The sequence below is a fragment of the Dactylosporangium cerinum genome (assembly GCF_042653625.1).
GTDB classification, from domain to species: Bacteria; Actinomycetota; Actinomycetes; order Mycobacteriales; family Micromonosporaceae; genus Dactylosporangium; species Dactylosporangium cerinum.
In genome coordinates this window covers 604,872-618,576 of sequence record NZ_JBHSIU010000130.1, presented here as the reverse complement: position 1 = coordinate 618,576, position 13,705 = coordinate 604,872, and the positions used below count along the sequence as shown (strand labels likewise).

The window sequence follows — 13,705 nt, the reverse complement described above, 5'->3', positions numbered from 1 at the left end:
CGCGTCAGGGGAGCGACTGGCGGGAAACAGTCACATCCAGCAGCATCTCGGCGGTGCGGGTGGCGACGCCGTCGAGGCCGCCGCCGCGCATCACGGCGCGGACCGAGGCGCCGTCGAACAGCATCAGCAGTTGCGTGCCGAGTTGCCGTGGATCCGGGGCGCCGAGCAGTGCGGCCTGGCGCTGGAAGTACACCTCCAATTGCAGTTTGAACTCCCAGGCGACGCGGCTGGCCTGGTGCGACGCGTCGTGCAGCTCGATGGTGGTGTTGGCGAACGGGCAGCCGTGGAAGCCCGGCGCGCCGGCCTGGTCCTCGAGGACGCCGAACACGTGCAGGATCCGCTCGCGCGGGGTGAGGTCGGCGTCCTCGGGCGGGAAATAGTGCGCGACGACACCCGGCCCGTGCACCCGCAGCGCCTCGGCGACCAGGTCGTCCTTGGTCGCGAACAGCTGATACATCGACCGTTTCGACACGCCCGCGGTCTGGCACAGGCGCTCGACGCCCACCGCGCCGACACCTTCGGCGTAGAACAGGTCGGCGGCGGCGCGCAAGAGGCGTTCACGTGTCGGTGATGTCACATGACAAGTGTAAACCGATCGGTTTATGGTTGCCGTGTTCATCGGAAACCGATCGGTTTTTTAGGAGCCCGGCATGGATCTCAAGACGGCAGTTGTACTGGTCACCGGCGGCAACCGCGGCATCGGCAAGGCCCTGGCGGCCGAGGCCGTCGCCCGTGGCGCACGGAAGGTCTACGCCGCCGCCCGCGACCCGCGCACCGTCACCACCCCGGGCGTCGAGGCCGTCGCCCTCGACGTCACCGACCCCGCGTCGGTCCTGCGGGCCGCCTCGCAGACCGGGGACGTCACCGTTCTGATCAACAACGCCGGCATCTACGTCGGCGCCAGCCTCGTCACCGGCGACCTCGACGAGGTGCGGCGCGAGTTCGAGACCAACTTCTACGGCCCGATCCACGTGACCCGCGCCTTCCTGCCGCAGCTGCTGGCCAACGGCGGCGGGCGGATCGTCAACGTGCACTCGGCGCTGTCGTGGGTCGCGTTCGGGCAGTCGTACAGCGCCACCAAGGCCGCCCTCTGGTCCGCCAGCGACGCGCTGCGCCTGGAGCTCGCCCCGCAGGGCGTCGGCGTCACCGGCCTGCACGTCGGCTACGTCGACACCGACATGGCCGCGTCCGTCGACGCCCCGAAGATCAGCCCCTCGTCCGTCGCGGAGCAGGTGTTCGACGCGGTCGAGCAGGACCGCGACGAGGTCCTCGCCGACGACACGTCCCGTGGCGCCAAGGCCTCGCTGACCGCCGAACCGGCCGACCGGTACGCGGCAATGGCAGGATAGGACGTATGGGTGCCTACCGGTCGACCGGCGAATTCAAGCGGGACCAGAACTACATCACGTCCCGCATCACCGCCGACGGCCGCGACGGCTACCCGGTCGAGCCCGGCCGCTACCGACTGGTGGTGAGCCGGGCCTGCCCGTGGGCCAGCCGCGCGATCATCGTGCGGGAGCTGCTCGGGCTGCAGGACGTCCTGTCGATGGGCGTCTGCGGGCCGACCCACGACCAGCGCAGCTGGACCTTCGACCTCGACCCGGGCGGCCGCGACCCGGTGCTCGGCATCGAGCGCATCCAGGACGCGTATTTCGCCCGCTTCCCCGGCTACGAGCGCGGCATCACCGTGCCCTGCATCGTCGACGTCACCACCGGGCAGGTCGTCACCAACGACTACGCCCAGATCACCCTCGACCTGTCCACCGAGTGGACGGCGTTTCATGCGCCGGGCGCGCCGCAGCTGTACCCCGCTGCCCTGCGTGCCGAGATCGACGAGGTCAACGACCTGGTCTTCCGCGACGTCAACAACGGCGTCTACCGCGCCGGTTTCGCCGGCTCGCAGGAGGCCTACGCCGCCGCCTATGAGCGGTTGTTCGCCCGCCTGGACTGGCTCTCGGAGCGGCTGTCGACCCGCCGCTACCTCGTCGGCGACCAGATCACCGAGGCCGACATCCGCCTCTTCACCACCCTGGTCAGGTTCGACGCGGTCTACCACGGCCACTTCAAGTGCAACCGCAACAAGCTCACCGAGCTGCCCGTCCTGTGGAACTACGCCCGGGACCTCTTCCAGACCCCGCACTTCGGCGACACGGTGAACTTCGACCACATCAAACGGCACTACTACGAGGTCCACCGCGACATCAACCCATCCGGCATCGTCCCGCTCGGCCCCGACCTGTCCGGCTGGGACCTCCCCGCGCGACCCGTCGGGCCTAGGATCTGACCATGGACCGGGTCACCATCATCACCGGCGGCAGCCGGGGCATCGGCGCGGCGACCGCCGTGCGCCTCGCCGGCGACGGTCACCGCGTCGCCGTCGGCTACCAGCACTCCGCGGACGCGGCGGCCGCGGTCGTCGCCGCGGTCGGATCGGCCGGCGGGACGGCCGTCGCCGTGCAGGTCGACACGTCCGTCGAGGACGACGTGGCGCGGCTCTTCGCGACCGCCGCCGCCGCACTCGGCCCGGTCACCGGACTGGTCAACAACGCCGGCACGACCTCCGCGATCGGCCCGTTCGCCGACCTCGACGCCGCCGACCTGCGCCGCGTCGTCGACGTCAACATCGTCGGCGCCTTCCTGTGCGCCCGCGAGGCCACCCGCGTCCTGCCCCACGGCGGCGCCATCGTCAACGTCTCCTCGGCCGCCGCGACCCTGGGCAGCCCCGGCGAATACATCCACTACGCCGCGAGCAAGGCCGCCCTCGACACCCTCACGATCGGCCTGTCGAAGGAGCTCGGCCCCGCGGGCATCCGCGTCAACGGCGTGGCCCCGGGCATCATCCGCACCGAGATCCACGCCGTCTCCGGCGACCCCGACCGCGCCGAACGGGCCGGCCCGGGCGCCCCGCTCGGCCGCCCCGGCGAGCCGGCCGAGGTCGCCGAGGCGATCGCCTGGCTGCTGAGCCCCGCCGCGTCCTACGTCACCGGCACGACCCTGCGAGTGGCCGGCGGCCGCTGACCCCCGGGCACTGACCGGGACGGTCGCGGGGGCGGTCAGCGCTCGCGCAGCGTCTCGATGTCGGCGCCCTGGTCGAGCAGGAACCGCACGGCGCGGTCGAGGTCCGCCTGGCGCAGCACCAGCGCGCCGACCCGGGTCCGGCGGGTGTCCTGGGAGCCGCGGTCATACACGTCGACGCCCCGCGCCCACACCTCGAGCCGCCACCGGCCGTCCCCGGTGACGAGCACCCGCATCCCCCGCACCGCATGATTCTCGGCGCCGAGGCACCCGACATATCGGAAATATCCGAAAACCCCGGCTCAGTACACGGCGGCCGTCGGGTGGGCGGCGGCCCAGGCGGCGCCGAGCAGGGCGGCGTGCTCCGTGTCCGACACCGGGCGGGCCGGCAGGGTCAGTGCCAGGGCGGGCTCGATCAGGTCCCAGGCGCCGGTCATCGAGCCGCCGAAGACCACGACCTCGGCCTTGAAGCGGGTGAGCCAGTCCGTGAGCAGCAGGCCCAGCGCGCCGAACGCGGTGTCGATCACCGTCTGCGCGGCGGCGTCGAGTTCGCGGGCGCGGGTGGCGAGGCCGCGCATGCCGTCGACGTCGACGCCGGTCAGCGAGCGGTACGCCCGGATCAGCGCGCGGTCGGACACGACCTCCTCGAGCTCGACGCCGTCGATGGTCAAGAAGTGCACCTCGCCGTCGGGCGGCACGTCGGGGCCGGTGGTGACCACGCTGCCGTCGGCGAGCCAGGCGGAGCCGATGCCGGTGCCGAGGGTGATGGCGACGCAGCGGGGCGCGCCCTTCGCGGCGCCGTCGACCCATTCGCCGAGGAGGAAGGCGTCGGCGTCGTTGACGAAGGTGAACGCGTCCGGGGCGGCCGGAATCGCCTGTGCGAGCGCGGCGCGCAGGTCGACGCCGCGGAGGCTGTCGAACTTGCCGACGCCGGCGTGCAACGAGACGCCGGTGCGGTAGTCGAAGGGGCCCGGCATCGCGACGGCCCAGCGGTCCCCCGGGTGCGGATCGAGGAGCTTCGCGGCGCCGGCGAGGGCGTCCACGATGCCGTCGGCCGCGAGGCCGGGGTCCAAGGGGTGGCGTTGCCGCTGGATCACCTTGCGGTCGTCCAGCAACACGCCGGCGGCCGTGACGTGGCTGCCCCCGATCTCGAGGACCCACACCGGCCGGGAGTCTGCTTCGGGCGCGTGCACGGGCGTAACGTTATCGCACGCATGATCGTCGGATTCATGAGCGACCGCTGCCGGGAGGTTTCCACGTGCACGACCCGAACCAGTTGCTGGGCCCTGACGGTGGTCTGCCCGAGTCTGTCCCGCCGTGGCCGGCCCGTGATGCGCTCAGGATCACCGCGGTCCGGCCGATCGTCACCGCACCGGAGGGCCTCCCGCTCGTCGTGGTGAAGGTCGAGACGACCGAGCCGGGGCTGTACGGGCTGGGCTGCGCGACCTTCACGCAGCGCTACGCGGCCGTGGCGGCGGCGGTGACGGAGCACGTCGGGCCCCTGGCGGTCGGACGGCACCCGGCGGACATCGAGGACATCACCCGCACGGTGCACTACTCGTCGTACTGGCGCAACGGGCCGGTCCTCAACAACGCGCTGTCGGGGCTGGACCAGGCGCTGTGGGACATCGCCGGGAAGCGGGCCGGCCTGCCGGTGCACGAGCTGCTCGGCGGGCGGGTCCGCGGCGGGGTCGAGGTGTACACGCACGCCTCCGGCAACGACACCGGCGAGGTGCTCGACGAGGCCGAGCGGCTCATCGCGCAGGGGTACCGCTGCATCCGCCTGCAACGCGCGGAGCCGGGTCTGGGCAGCTACGGCGCGGCCGGCACCGGCGGGCACTACCCGGACTCGCCGAACCCGGACGGCTGGGACCCGGAGCGCTACCTGCGGGGCACGCCGTCGCTGTTCGCGGCCGCCCGGGAGCGGCTCGGCACGGGCGTCAACCTCATGCACGACGTGCACAGCCGGCTCACCCCGAAGCAGGCGGTGGTCCTGGCGCGGGCCCTGGAGCCGTTCGGGCTGTCGTTCCTGGAGGACCCGATCCCGTCGGAGCTGTACGACCGCCTGCCGGAGATCAGGGCCGCCTCACCGGTGCCCCTCGCGGTCGGTGAGCAGATCAGCTCGGTCGCGGACGCGGCGCGGCTCATCCGCGACGGCGGGGTCGACCTCATCCGGTTGCACACGTCGGCGGTCGGCGGGCTCACCCCGACGCGGAAGCTGGCCGCGCTCGCCGAGCTGTGCGGCGTCCGGACCGCGTTCCACTCCCCCGCCGACGTGTCGCCGGTCGGGGTCGCGGCGAACCTGGCCGTCGACATCTCCAGCCACGCATTCGGGTTCCAGGAGTCGCACGAGTACAACGAGGCCACCCACGACGTGTTCCCCGGCTGCCCGGACGTGGTCAAGGGGTACATGTACCCGTCGGAGCGGCCCGGCTGGGGCGTCGACGTGGACGAGGTGGAGGCGGCGAAGTATCCGCCGACGAAGTTCCTGTTCGACCGGTGGGCCGCCGTCGTGCGCCGCCCCGACGGCGCCCTGGAGGCACCGTGAGGGTCGTCGTCACCGGCGCCGGCGGCAACATCGGGCGGGCCGTCGTCGCCCGCCTCGAGAACGAGGGCGTCGAGGTCGTCGCGCTGACCCTGGAGCCGGCCACGTTCGACAAGGCCACGGTCGTGGTCGGGTCGGCCGGCGACCCGGACGTCGTCGCCGAGGCGTTCACCGAGGAAACCGACGCCGTCATCCATCTGGCCGCGATCCCGGCACCCACGCTCGGCACCGCCCTGGACGTGTTCGCCGGCAACACCCGGGCCACGTTCGTGGTGCTCGACGAGGCCGCCCGCCGGGGCGTGCCACGGGCCGTGCTTGCCAGCAGCTACGCGCTGCTCGGCATGCCGTTCTCGCCGCACGACCTGCACCCGCCGTACTACCCCCTCGACGAGCAGGCACCGCCGCAGATCGAGGATCCGTACGCGCTGTCGAAGCTGGTCGACGAGCTGACCGGCGAGATGGTCCACCGCCGGCACGGCATGGACGTGGTCGCGCTGCGGTTCCCGTTCACCGGCGACACGCCGAGGCTCGAGAAGGCCGCTGCGGACGTGCGCACCGACCCGGTCGCGGCCGCCCGGAACTCGTGGGCGTATCTGCACGTCGAGGACGCCGCCGAGGCCGCGTGGCTGGCCGCCTCGGCACCGCTGCGCGGGTTCCACCGGGTGTTCCTGGCCGCGCCGGAGACGCTGGCGGACCGGCCGACCGAGGAGCTGATCGCCGAGTATCACCCGGGGGTGCCGGTCCGGACGGCAATCCCGGGGCGCCGGGTCCCGATCGACACCACCGCGGCCGAGCGGCTGCTCGGCTTCCGCTCGAGCTACCGGCTCCCCGAACAGGACGGGTAGGGCGTCGTCTTCGCCCCGGTGACGAGCGCGTCGAAGAACGCGTCCGTCACCAGGGCCCGCTCCCCGTATCGGCGGACGAGCTCCGCGGCCACCGCGGGCCCGAGGAACGGCGCCTCGCCGCGTAACACCGCCGCGCGTGACGACGGGCCGCGGAACTCCTCGGCGAGCCAGGTCGCCAGGTGCCCGGTGGTGTGCCGCAGGTCGTAGTCAGCGTGCTCGCGCAGCCACGCGCGTTCCGGCGCGGTCAGGTCGAACCCGGAGTGCAGCGCGAGGCCGTAGTCGGCGAAGTACACCTCATCGCCGTCGGTGAGGACGTTGTTGAAGTGCCCGTCGAAGTGCCACAGCCCGGCGGCGTTCATGAACGTGATCGCGTCCCGCAGCCGCGCGTCGACCCGGCCGGCCGCCGACGGGTCGGCCCGCAGCAGGTCGTGCACGGTCCGCGGGAGGTGCTCGAGGAACAGCACGAGCCGCGCCGGGGCGTCCCGGAGCTGGGTCAGCCGGTGCCGCACGGACGGCGCCCCGCCCCAGTACGCCACCCGCTCCTCGATGTCGACGGGCTGCCATGCGAACCCGGCGGGCAGGACCCGCCAGTGGTGCAGCAGCGGGAACGCGGCGTGCCGCCCGGAGAGGACCCAGCCGGTCGTGATCCGGTGCGCGGCGAGCTCGCGCCACGCGCCGAAGCCGGTCGAGCCGACCCCGTACTGGTAGTACATGGGCAGGCCGAACAGGTTCGCCGTCGAGTGCGGGTGTTGCAGGTCCAGGGCGGTGACCGGGACCTGTTTGACGAACACCGGCGAACCGGCCACGGCGAGGGTCGCGGTGCACCCGCCGATGCCGACCGCGTCGGGCCGGGCGTGCTCGTCGAGCAGCGCGGCCACGCCGGCGTCGCTGAGCAGGGTCAGGGCCGCCGACACCCGCTCGTGCCGGAGCACGCGGGTCATTGCCGCCCGCGCCAGATGAGGAACACGACGAGGGCGACCAGCAGGACGCCACCCGTGACCGCCGCAGCGATCTTCGGCACGCTGTAGGGGCGTTCGCCGGCCACCTCGCCGGTGCGGCCGTTGACCTGGATGTTGTAGGTCCTCCCGGCGTACACGTAGCAGGCCAGCCACACCGGCAGCAGCATCAGCTTGAACGTCAGCCCGTTGTACGCGGTGTCGACATGCGAGACGCGCTGCTCGTCGCCGCCGATGTCGGCGCGGCATTCCTCCTCGATGACCACCGCCATGAGGGCCTTCGCGGCGTCGAGGGCCTGCTCCGGCTCGACGTCGTAGCGCAGCGTCTCGTGCCCGGCGAGATACTCGGGGCGGAACGGCGCGGCGTCGGTCAGCGGCCACGGCTCGAGCGCGTCGAGGTGCTCCCGGGTGACCTTCGTGGTGCCGGCGACGAGCACGTCGTCGAAGTCGCTGGCGACGGTGCCGGACGCGCCGCTCCACCGGGTCCGCCGGACCTGCCGGGTGCGGGTCTCGCCGTTGGCCCGATACGTCTCCGTGTCCCAGTAGTGGTCGCCGCGCTGCCCCTGGTACTGCGACACGGTGCGGCTGTCGTAGGTCCAGTGCGGCAGGTACGTGCTCTTCGCCGACTCGGCCTCGCTGACCTTCTTCAGCCCCGACGGCGCGAACCAGCGCGACGCGGCCCAGGCGCCGAGGGCGGCTCGCAGCGCCGGACGGTCGACGGTGAACGGCAGCACCGCCTCCGGGACGACCTGGTCGGCGGGGTCGACCTGGGCGACGACGGCGGCGCCGCAGAACCGGCAGCGGTCGGAGACGGTGTCGCTCTCCGTCTGCGCGCCGCAGCCGCCGCACACATAGACGTTGGCGGCCAGCAGCGCGATCGGTTTGCGGGGCAGCGCCTCGAACTCGGCCCAGTCGTGTTCGCGCACGGCGCGGCCCGGCTGCTGTTCGATGACGGTGGTGTGTCCGCAGTACGGGCAGCGCAGCGTGTTCGTGCCCGGGGCGAACTCGACGGTGGCGCCGCAGCCGGCGCACGGATACTGCCGCATCGGCGGCTACGCCTGCGGGGGCAGCGGCGGGGGGACGGCGGCGAACAGGGCGCCGAGCTCCGGCACCTGGCCCGCCGGGGTCCACTGCGCCATCCCGTTGCGCCAGACCAGGGTCTCGCGGGTGACGGTGCCGCCGCGGACCTGCGCGCCGAGCGCGGCGAGATCATACGGCCCCTGCTGGGCACCGCCGACCCCGGCGAACCACTGGTCCTGCTGGGGCAGCGGCGGCGGACCACCCGACGGCGGGGCGCCCTGGGTCGCGGCGTTCGTCATCCGCTGCCCGGCGGCCATGCCGAGGCCGAACCCGAACGCCTCCCCCGCCCCGCCGGAGTTGTTCGCGGCGTCCTCGATCGCGTTCGCGGTCTGGAACTTCGTATACGTGTCCAGGTTCCCGACGACCCCCATCGAGGTGCGCTTGTCGATGGCCTCCTCGACCTCCGGCGGCACCGAGATGTTCTCGATGACGAACTTCGGGATCTGGATGCCATACCCGGCGAGCTCGGTGGTGAGGACGCCGGCAAGCTGCTGGCCGATCTCCAGCTGCCGCGCGGCGAGGTCCAGGACCGGCACCCCCGCGGTTGCCAGGGCGCTGCCGAGGTGCCCGACGATGAGCTGCCGGACGAACTCCGAGACCTCCTCGGTGCGGAACTGCGGGTCGGTGCCGACCAGCTCGCGCAGCAGCTTGTCCGGTTCGGTGACGCGCAACGCATACGCGCCGAACGCCCGCAGCCGCACCATGCCGAACTCGGCGTCGCGGAGCATGACCGGGTTCTGGGTGCCCCATTTGAGGTCGGTGAACTGGCGGGTGTTGACGAAGTAGACCTCCGCCTTCCACGGCGAGTCGAACCCGTACTTCCAGCCCTTCAACGTCGACAGGATCGGCAGGTTCTGCGTCTGCAGCGTGTGGGTGCCGGGCTTGAAGACGTCGGCGACCTGGCCCTCGTTGACGAACACGGCGGTCTGCGACTCGCGCACGATCAGTTGCGCGCCCATCTTGATCTCGTTCTGGTAGCGGGGGAACCGCCAGACGATGGTGTCCCGGCTGTCGTCGAGCCACTCGATGATGTCGACGAACTCGCCCTGGATCTTGTCCCACAGTCCCACGTCGTGGCCCCCTGCCGATCGTCAGACGTCCGGTCGGGACGCCGGCACCCAGTCTGCACCGCCTCCGCCAGTGGCGTCCCAGCCCGACCCGGAAAGTAACTGGGCAGCGTCGCGAAGCCACTGAGCGTCAACTTCGGCGCAGGCGGTTGACACATGGACGGACTGGGCGAAGTTGTGCACGTGTCCCGCCGCGGTCCGGTGTACGACCGGCACGCCGGCCGCGGTGAGCCGTTGCGCGTACTGGCTGCCGCCGTCGCGCAGCGGGTCGTGTTCGGCGACGGCGACCAGGGCCGGCGGCATGCCCGTGAGGTCCTCGGCCAGCGGATCCGGTGCCTTGTCCGGCGCCCACCAACCGATCCACTCGCGCAGCTGCGCGACGTCCAGGGTGTAACCGGTGCCCTTCTCCGCGACGCTCGGCTGGGTCGCGGCCGGCAGGGTGACGTCGATCAGCGGGCAGACGAGCAGTTGCGCGTCGATCCGCTCCCGCCTGGCCAGGGCGGCCTGGATGACGAGGAACCCGCCGGCGGAGTCCCCGGCCACCGCCACCCTCGCGGCGGTCTGCGCGTCCAGGACGGTGAGGACGTCGTCGACCGCGGCCGGGAACGGGTCCTCCGGCGCCCGCCGGTAGTCGACGGCGACGACGGTCCGGCCGGTCGCGTGGGCGAGCCTGCGGACGAACGCGTCGTGTGTCTCGAGGTCGCCCAGCACGAAGCCGCCGCCGTGGGCGAAGACGATGACGTCGGCGCCGCTCTGGTGGTACACCCGGATCCCGACGCCGCCGACGGTGCGGTCCTCGACGGGCATCGCCGGGCCCGGTGTGCGCAGTGCGGCGCGGGCCTTCCCGCCCCGGCGCAGCTCGGCGACGCTCACGGCCGGCTGGGGTTCGCGGGATGCCGCGACCATGGCCGCGACGGCCTCGTCGGCGAAGACGTCGGCCATCAGTCGCGGCCCTGCCAGGTCGTGACGCAGACCTCGTTGCCCTCGACGTCGGCGAGGATCCAGAACGCGGGTGCCGCCGCCTCCGACACGAGGATGCCGCCGGCGGCGAGGGCTGCGGCGATCCGGCCTTCGGCCGCGTCGTGCGGGACGCTGATGTCGAAGTGGATCCGGTTGCGCTCGACCCTGGGCTCGGCCATCTGCTGGAACCAGACGGTGGGTCCGAGCCGGTGCGGGTCGGCGACGGCGGCGCCGGCGTCGCCCTCGACGCCTTCCTCGTCCTCGTAACCGAGGACGGCCTTCCAGAACGGGCGGACCGCGGGGATGTCGATGGCGTCGACGGCGATCTCGAGGAGCTGCACCGGCCGACCGGCCGCGGGGACGGTCGCCAGGCCGATCTCCCGCAGCGAGCCGGTGAGGGCCCGGGCCAGCTCGATGTCGCGCCCGGTGACCCGGCCGTTGTCTCTCGTCTGCAGGTTCAGCAGGACGTGATCGGCGCGCAGGTCGAGCCACAGGTGCCGGTCGGCGTCGTCACCGGCGACGGCGGTGCACCGGGCCGCGACCTCGGCGGCCTGCCCGATCGAGCCCACCGGCACCGTGGTCATGATGGTGCTCAGGATGTACCGCCATCCGACGTCGATGACCGCGTCGCTGATCTCCTGCCGGTTCATGCCGTCGAATCTAACGTGCGGGTCCGGCGCCTACAGGTACACGTCGACGCCCTGGCCGTCGGTGATGTTGTTGGCGACGGCGGTGTTGTGCCTGGTGCCCATGAGGGCGCTGAGCGTGTCTGCCTGGGCGTTGACCTGGGCCTGCGCGGTCTCGGGGTCGAGGCCGCGACCGGCGGACGGGACGCTCCACGTGATGGACGAGGCGATCTGGGCGACGTTCATGCTGTGCTCCTCTCGGTCGTGTCCCCATCGGCGGCGCGCCGCCGACCTGAAGGGTTATGCGGTCCGGGTCAGCCGCCACTGGCTGAGCAGGCCGGCCCCGGCCGCGGCGAGGATCGCGGTGCCGTACAGCACCACGGTGGTCAGCAGGCCGAGCGGGGCGACGAGCTGGCCGGCGACGATCGCGGGGATGCCGAAGGACAGGTAGGCGACGAGGAACACCGCGGCGAACAGCCCGGCCCGCTGGTGGGTCTCCGCCAGGGGCCCGACGGCGCGCAGCGCCCCGGAGAACGTGGCGCCGAACCCGGCGCCGCCGATGATCCCGCCGACCCAGACCAGGGGCAGCAGCACGGCGACGATGCCGGTGAGCACGACCGCGGCGCCGAGCAGGACCGCGGCGCCGCCGAGCAGGATGGTGCGGCGCGGGTGCAGGCGGCCCAGGACGTATCCGGCGACCGCGGCGGACGCGGGCGGCAGGAACGCGGTCGCGCCGTTGAGCAGGCCGCTGTCGAGGTGGAAGATGTCCCGCACGATCGTCGGGGCGAGGCCCATGAACAGCCCGGCGAACATCCAGCTGGCCAGGTGCACGGGGATCGCGGCGCCGAACTCGCGGCGGGCGGCGCGCGGCACCGTGACCCGGGGCTTGAGCGAGTCGAGGGCGCCGGCCCGGCGGGTGACGGTCTCGCCGGAGAACGCGGCGGTGAGCGTACCGATGACCATGATGACGGCGAGAGCACCGAAGACGATCAGGTTCGCCGAGTGGGTGAACTGCACGGCGGCGCCGGTCAGCAGGGCGCCGAGGCCGAGCCCACCGGCGGGGGCGGCGCCCGCGACGATCGTGCCGAGGCGTTTGCGGTGCGGCGGCGCCAGCTCGACCAGCGCCGCGGTGAACGCGCTGCTGGCGGCGCCGGTGGCGATGCCCTGCACGACGCGGGCGGCGATGACCCAGCCGATGTTCGGCGCGAACACGAACATGAGCATCGCGGCGACCTCGACGCTGAGCGCGCCGACCAGGACGGGCCGCCGGCCGATGTGGTCGGACAGCGACCCGACCACGAGCAGCGCGGCGAGCAGCCCGAACGCGTAGGCGGCGAACGCGACGGTCAGCACCCACGGCGCGAAGCCCCACTCCCGTTCGAACAGCACGAGCAGTGGCGTCGGTGCGCCCGCGGCCAGGTACAGCGACGCGAACGCCAGGCCGGCGCCGGCGAACGCGGCCCCGGCGGGCAGTGTGACGGGTCGGACCAGTGCGGTGGTCATGCCGTACCCCCTAAAGCAATTTCCGTTGCGTTAAGCTGAAGCTACTCGCTTGCTGTTTGCTTAAAGCAATTTTCGTTGCGTTAGGAGCGTCACATGCCTGAGAAACGGACCGGCGGTCGCAGCGCCGTCGTGGTGGCGCAGGTCAGGAGCGCGGTCGAGGACCTCGTGCGGGAGCGCGGCGCCGAGCGGGTCACCATCCCCCTGATCGCGGAGCGCGCCGGGGTCAACCCGACCTCGATCTACCGGCGCTGGGGTGACCTGCCGACGATGCTCAACGACATCGCCACGTATCGGCTCGACCCCGACCGGCCGCTGCCCGACACCGGTTCGCTGCGTGACGATCTCATCGCCTGGGCCGGCGAGATCGTCGCGCACTACGCCAAGCCGGTGAACGCGGCGCTGCTGCGCGGCGGGGCGGCCTCGGCGGGCGACACCGAGTCCGACTGCCTGCGCAACCGGCGGGCGGAGGCGCAGGTGCTGGCCGACCGGTCCTCGTCCGCGTTCGCCGCCGACGACCTCATCGAGCTGGTCATCGCGCCGATCATCTACCGCGTGATCTTCCTGCCGTGGACGCTGACGCCGGAGCTTGCCGCGCGCTGCGTCGACCGGCTTTTGTGTCACACCCCCGAGGTAGCGTCGGAGGCATGAAGATTCCAGGGCCTGACCACCCGATCACCGTGACCCCGACCGGGCGGCGCGTCACGGTCCGCGTCGATGGCGTCACGGTCGCCGACACCACGGACGCACTGACGCTGCAGGAGTCGACGTATCCACCGGTGTACTACCTGCCGCTGGACGACGTCGACCAGACGCTGCTGCGGCGGACCGAGCACTCGACGTACTGCCCGTACAAGGGCAACGCCTCCTACTACAGCGTCGTCACCGCCGACCGCGAGCTCACCAACGTGATCTGGACCTACGAGACGCCCTATCCGGCGGTCGAGCCGATCACGAAGCGGGTCGCCTTCTACACCAATCAGGTCGACCTGACCGTGTCGTGAGCGTTTCGCACGTTTTGTCGGACGGGCCCGCGCGAAATGATCGTCATCGCATGCAACGCGAGGGGTTTTGCGAGACGTCTTCGTGTGGGTACCGTTCGCGAACGGGG

General features: G+C 72.3%; 17 protein-coding genes. 7 read left to right on the top strand and 10 right to left on the bottom strand.

The window, feature by feature from the left end:
* Window positions 1–4: 4 nt before the first annotated feature.
* Entirely contained in the window at window positions 5–577 is a 573-nt protein-coding gene (locus tag ACFPIJ_RS60735) for a TetR/AcrR family transcriptional regulator (protein ID WP_380128675.1), read from the bottom strand.
* A 73-nt stretch (window positions 578–650) separates the two neighbouring features.
* Here ACFPIJ_RS60735 and ACFPIJ_RS60730 point away from each other — a divergent pair, with 73 nt between their 5' ends.
* The 3 genes from ACFPIJ_RS60730 to ACFPIJ_RS60720 are packed head-to-tail and all read left to right on the top strand — an operon-like array spanning window position 651 to window position 3,018.
* Complete coding sequence (locus ACFPIJ_RS60730) at window positions 651–1,349, top strand: SDR family oxidoreductase (RefSeq protein ID WP_380128674.1); 699 nt, start codon at window positions 651–653, stop codon at window positions 1,347–1,349.
* Between the two features lie 5 nt (window positions 1,350–1,354).
* The gene (locus ACFPIJ_RS60725; protein ID WP_380128673.1) at window positions 1,355–2,284 is read left to right on the top strand and encodes a glutathione S-transferase family protein; all 930 of its coding nucleotides are present in this window, start codon (window positions 1,355–1,357) and stop codon (window positions 2,282–2,284) included.
* A gap of 2 nt (window positions 2,285–2,286) precedes the next feature.
* On the top strand, window positions 2,287–3,018 hold the full coding sequence (locus ACFPIJ_RS60720; RefSeq protein ID WP_380128672.1) for an SDR family oxidoreductase: 732 nt from the start codon (window positions 2,287–2,289) through the stop codon (window positions 3,016–3,018).
* A 35-nt stretch (window positions 3,019–3,053) separates the two neighbouring features.
* Here ACFPIJ_RS60720 and ACFPIJ_RS60715 read toward each other — a convergent pair whose 3' ends face one another.
* Together ACFPIJ_RS60715 and ACFPIJ_RS60710 are read right to left on the bottom strand one after the other, a co-directional pair.
* The gene (locus tag ACFPIJ_RS60715; RefSeq protein WP_380128671.1) at window positions 3,054–3,260 is read right to left on the bottom strand and encodes a hypothetical protein; all 207 of its coding nucleotides are present in this window, start codon (window positions 3,258–3,260) and stop codon (window positions 3,054–3,056) included.
* Window positions 3,261–3,317: 57 nt separating this feature from the next.
* Window positions 3,318–4,208 (bottom strand): ROK family protein, encoded by an 891-nt coding sequence (locus ACFPIJ_RS60710; protein ID WP_380128670.1) that lies wholly within the window; start codon window positions 4,206–4,208, stop codon window positions 3,318–3,320.
* Window positions 4,209–4,273: 65 nt separating this feature from the next.
* Here ACFPIJ_RS60710 and ACFPIJ_RS60705 point away from each other — a divergent pair, with 65 nt between their 5' ends.
* Both ACFPIJ_RS60705 and ACFPIJ_RS60700 read left to right on the top strand, forming a co-directional pair.
* On the top strand, window positions 4,274–5,563 hold the full coding sequence (locus ACFPIJ_RS60705) for an enolase C-terminal domain-like protein (protein WP_380128669.1): 1,290 nt from the start codon (window positions 4,274–4,276) through the stop codon (window positions 5,561–5,563).
* Window positions 5,560–6,405 carry an NAD-dependent epimerase/dehydratase family protein gene (locus ACFPIJ_RS60700; protein WP_380128668.1) on the top strand — a complete coding sequence of 282 codons (846 nt, stop codon included), beginning with the start codon at window positions 5,560–5,562 and terminating at the stop codon, window positions 6,403–6,405. The genes ACFPIJ_RS60705 and ACFPIJ_RS60700 overlap by 4 nt, the downstream gene beginning before the upstream one ends.
* Here the strand turns inward: ACFPIJ_RS60700 and ACFPIJ_RS60695 are convergent.
* Genes ACFPIJ_RS60695 through ACFPIJ_RS60665 form a run of 7 tightly spaced genes read right to left on the bottom strand, consistent with a single transcriptional unit; the run spans window position 6,378 to window position 12,597 of the window.
* Complete coding sequence (locus tag ACFPIJ_RS60695; RefSeq protein WP_380128666.1) at window positions 6,378–7,346, bottom strand: BUD32 family EKC/KEOPS complex subunit; 969 nt, start codon at window positions 7,344–7,346, stop codon at window positions 6,378–6,380. The two genes, ACFPIJ_RS60700 and ACFPIJ_RS60695, sit on opposite strands and share 28 nt — an antisense overlap.
* Complete coding sequence (locus tag ACFPIJ_RS60690) at window positions 7,343–8,407, bottom strand: TFIIB-type zinc ribbon-containing protein (protein ID WP_380128664.1); 1,065 nt, start codon at window positions 8,405–8,407, stop codon at window positions 7,343–7,345. The genes ACFPIJ_RS60695 and ACFPIJ_RS60690 overlap by 4 nt, the downstream gene beginning before the upstream one ends.
* A gap of 6 nt (window positions 8,408–8,413) precedes the next feature.
* Complete coding sequence (locus ACFPIJ_RS60685; RefSeq protein WP_380128663.1) at window positions 8,414–9,511, bottom strand: SPFH domain-containing protein; 1,098 nt, start codon at window positions 9,509–9,511, stop codon at window positions 8,414–8,416.
* A gap of 21 nt (window positions 9,512–9,532) precedes the next feature.
* A complete protein-coding gene (locus ACFPIJ_RS60680) occupies window positions 9,533–10,450 on the bottom strand; it encodes an alpha/beta hydrolase (protein WP_380128662.1) in 918 nt (305 codons plus the stop codon).
* Window positions 10,450–11,118: a VOC family protein gene (locus ACFPIJ_RS60675; RefSeq protein WP_380128660.1), complete on the bottom strand. Its 669-nt coding sequence runs from the start codon at window positions 11,116–11,118 to the stop codon at window positions 10,450–10,452. The genes ACFPIJ_RS60680 and ACFPIJ_RS60675 overlap by 1 nt, the downstream gene beginning before the upstream one ends.
* 30 nt (window positions 11,119–11,148) lie before the next feature.
* A complete protein-coding gene (locus tag ACFPIJ_RS60670) occupies window positions 11,149–11,340 on the bottom strand; it encodes a hypothetical protein (protein WP_380128658.1) in 192 nt (63 codons plus the stop codon).
* Window positions 11,341–11,394: 54 nt separating this feature from the next.
* Window positions 11,395–12,597 carry an MFS transporter gene (locus ACFPIJ_RS60665; RefSeq protein ID WP_380128657.1) on the bottom strand — a complete coding sequence of 401 codons (1,203 nt, stop codon included), beginning with the start codon at window positions 12,595–12,597 and terminating at the stop codon, window positions 11,395–11,397.
* Between the two features lie 93 nt (window positions 12,598–12,690).
* On the opposite strand from ACFPIJ_RS60665, the gene ACFPIJ_RS60660 reads away from it, so the two are divergent.
* Both ACFPIJ_RS60660 and ACFPIJ_RS60655 read left to right on the top strand, forming a co-directional pair.
* Window positions 12,691–13,245: a TetR/AcrR family transcriptional regulator gene (locus ACFPIJ_RS60660; RefSeq protein WP_380128656.1), complete on the top strand. Its 555-nt coding sequence runs from the start codon at window positions 12,691–12,693 to the stop codon at window positions 13,243–13,245.
* Window positions 13,242–13,598, top strand: a complete 357-nt coding sequence (locus ACFPIJ_RS60655) for a DUF427 domain-containing protein (RefSeq protein ID WP_380128655.1) — start codon at window positions 13,242–13,244, stop codon at window positions 13,596–13,598. Before ACFPIJ_RS60660 ends, ACFPIJ_RS60655 begins: the two co-directional genes overlap by 4 nt.
* Window positions 13,599–13,705 lie beyond the last annotated feature (107 nt).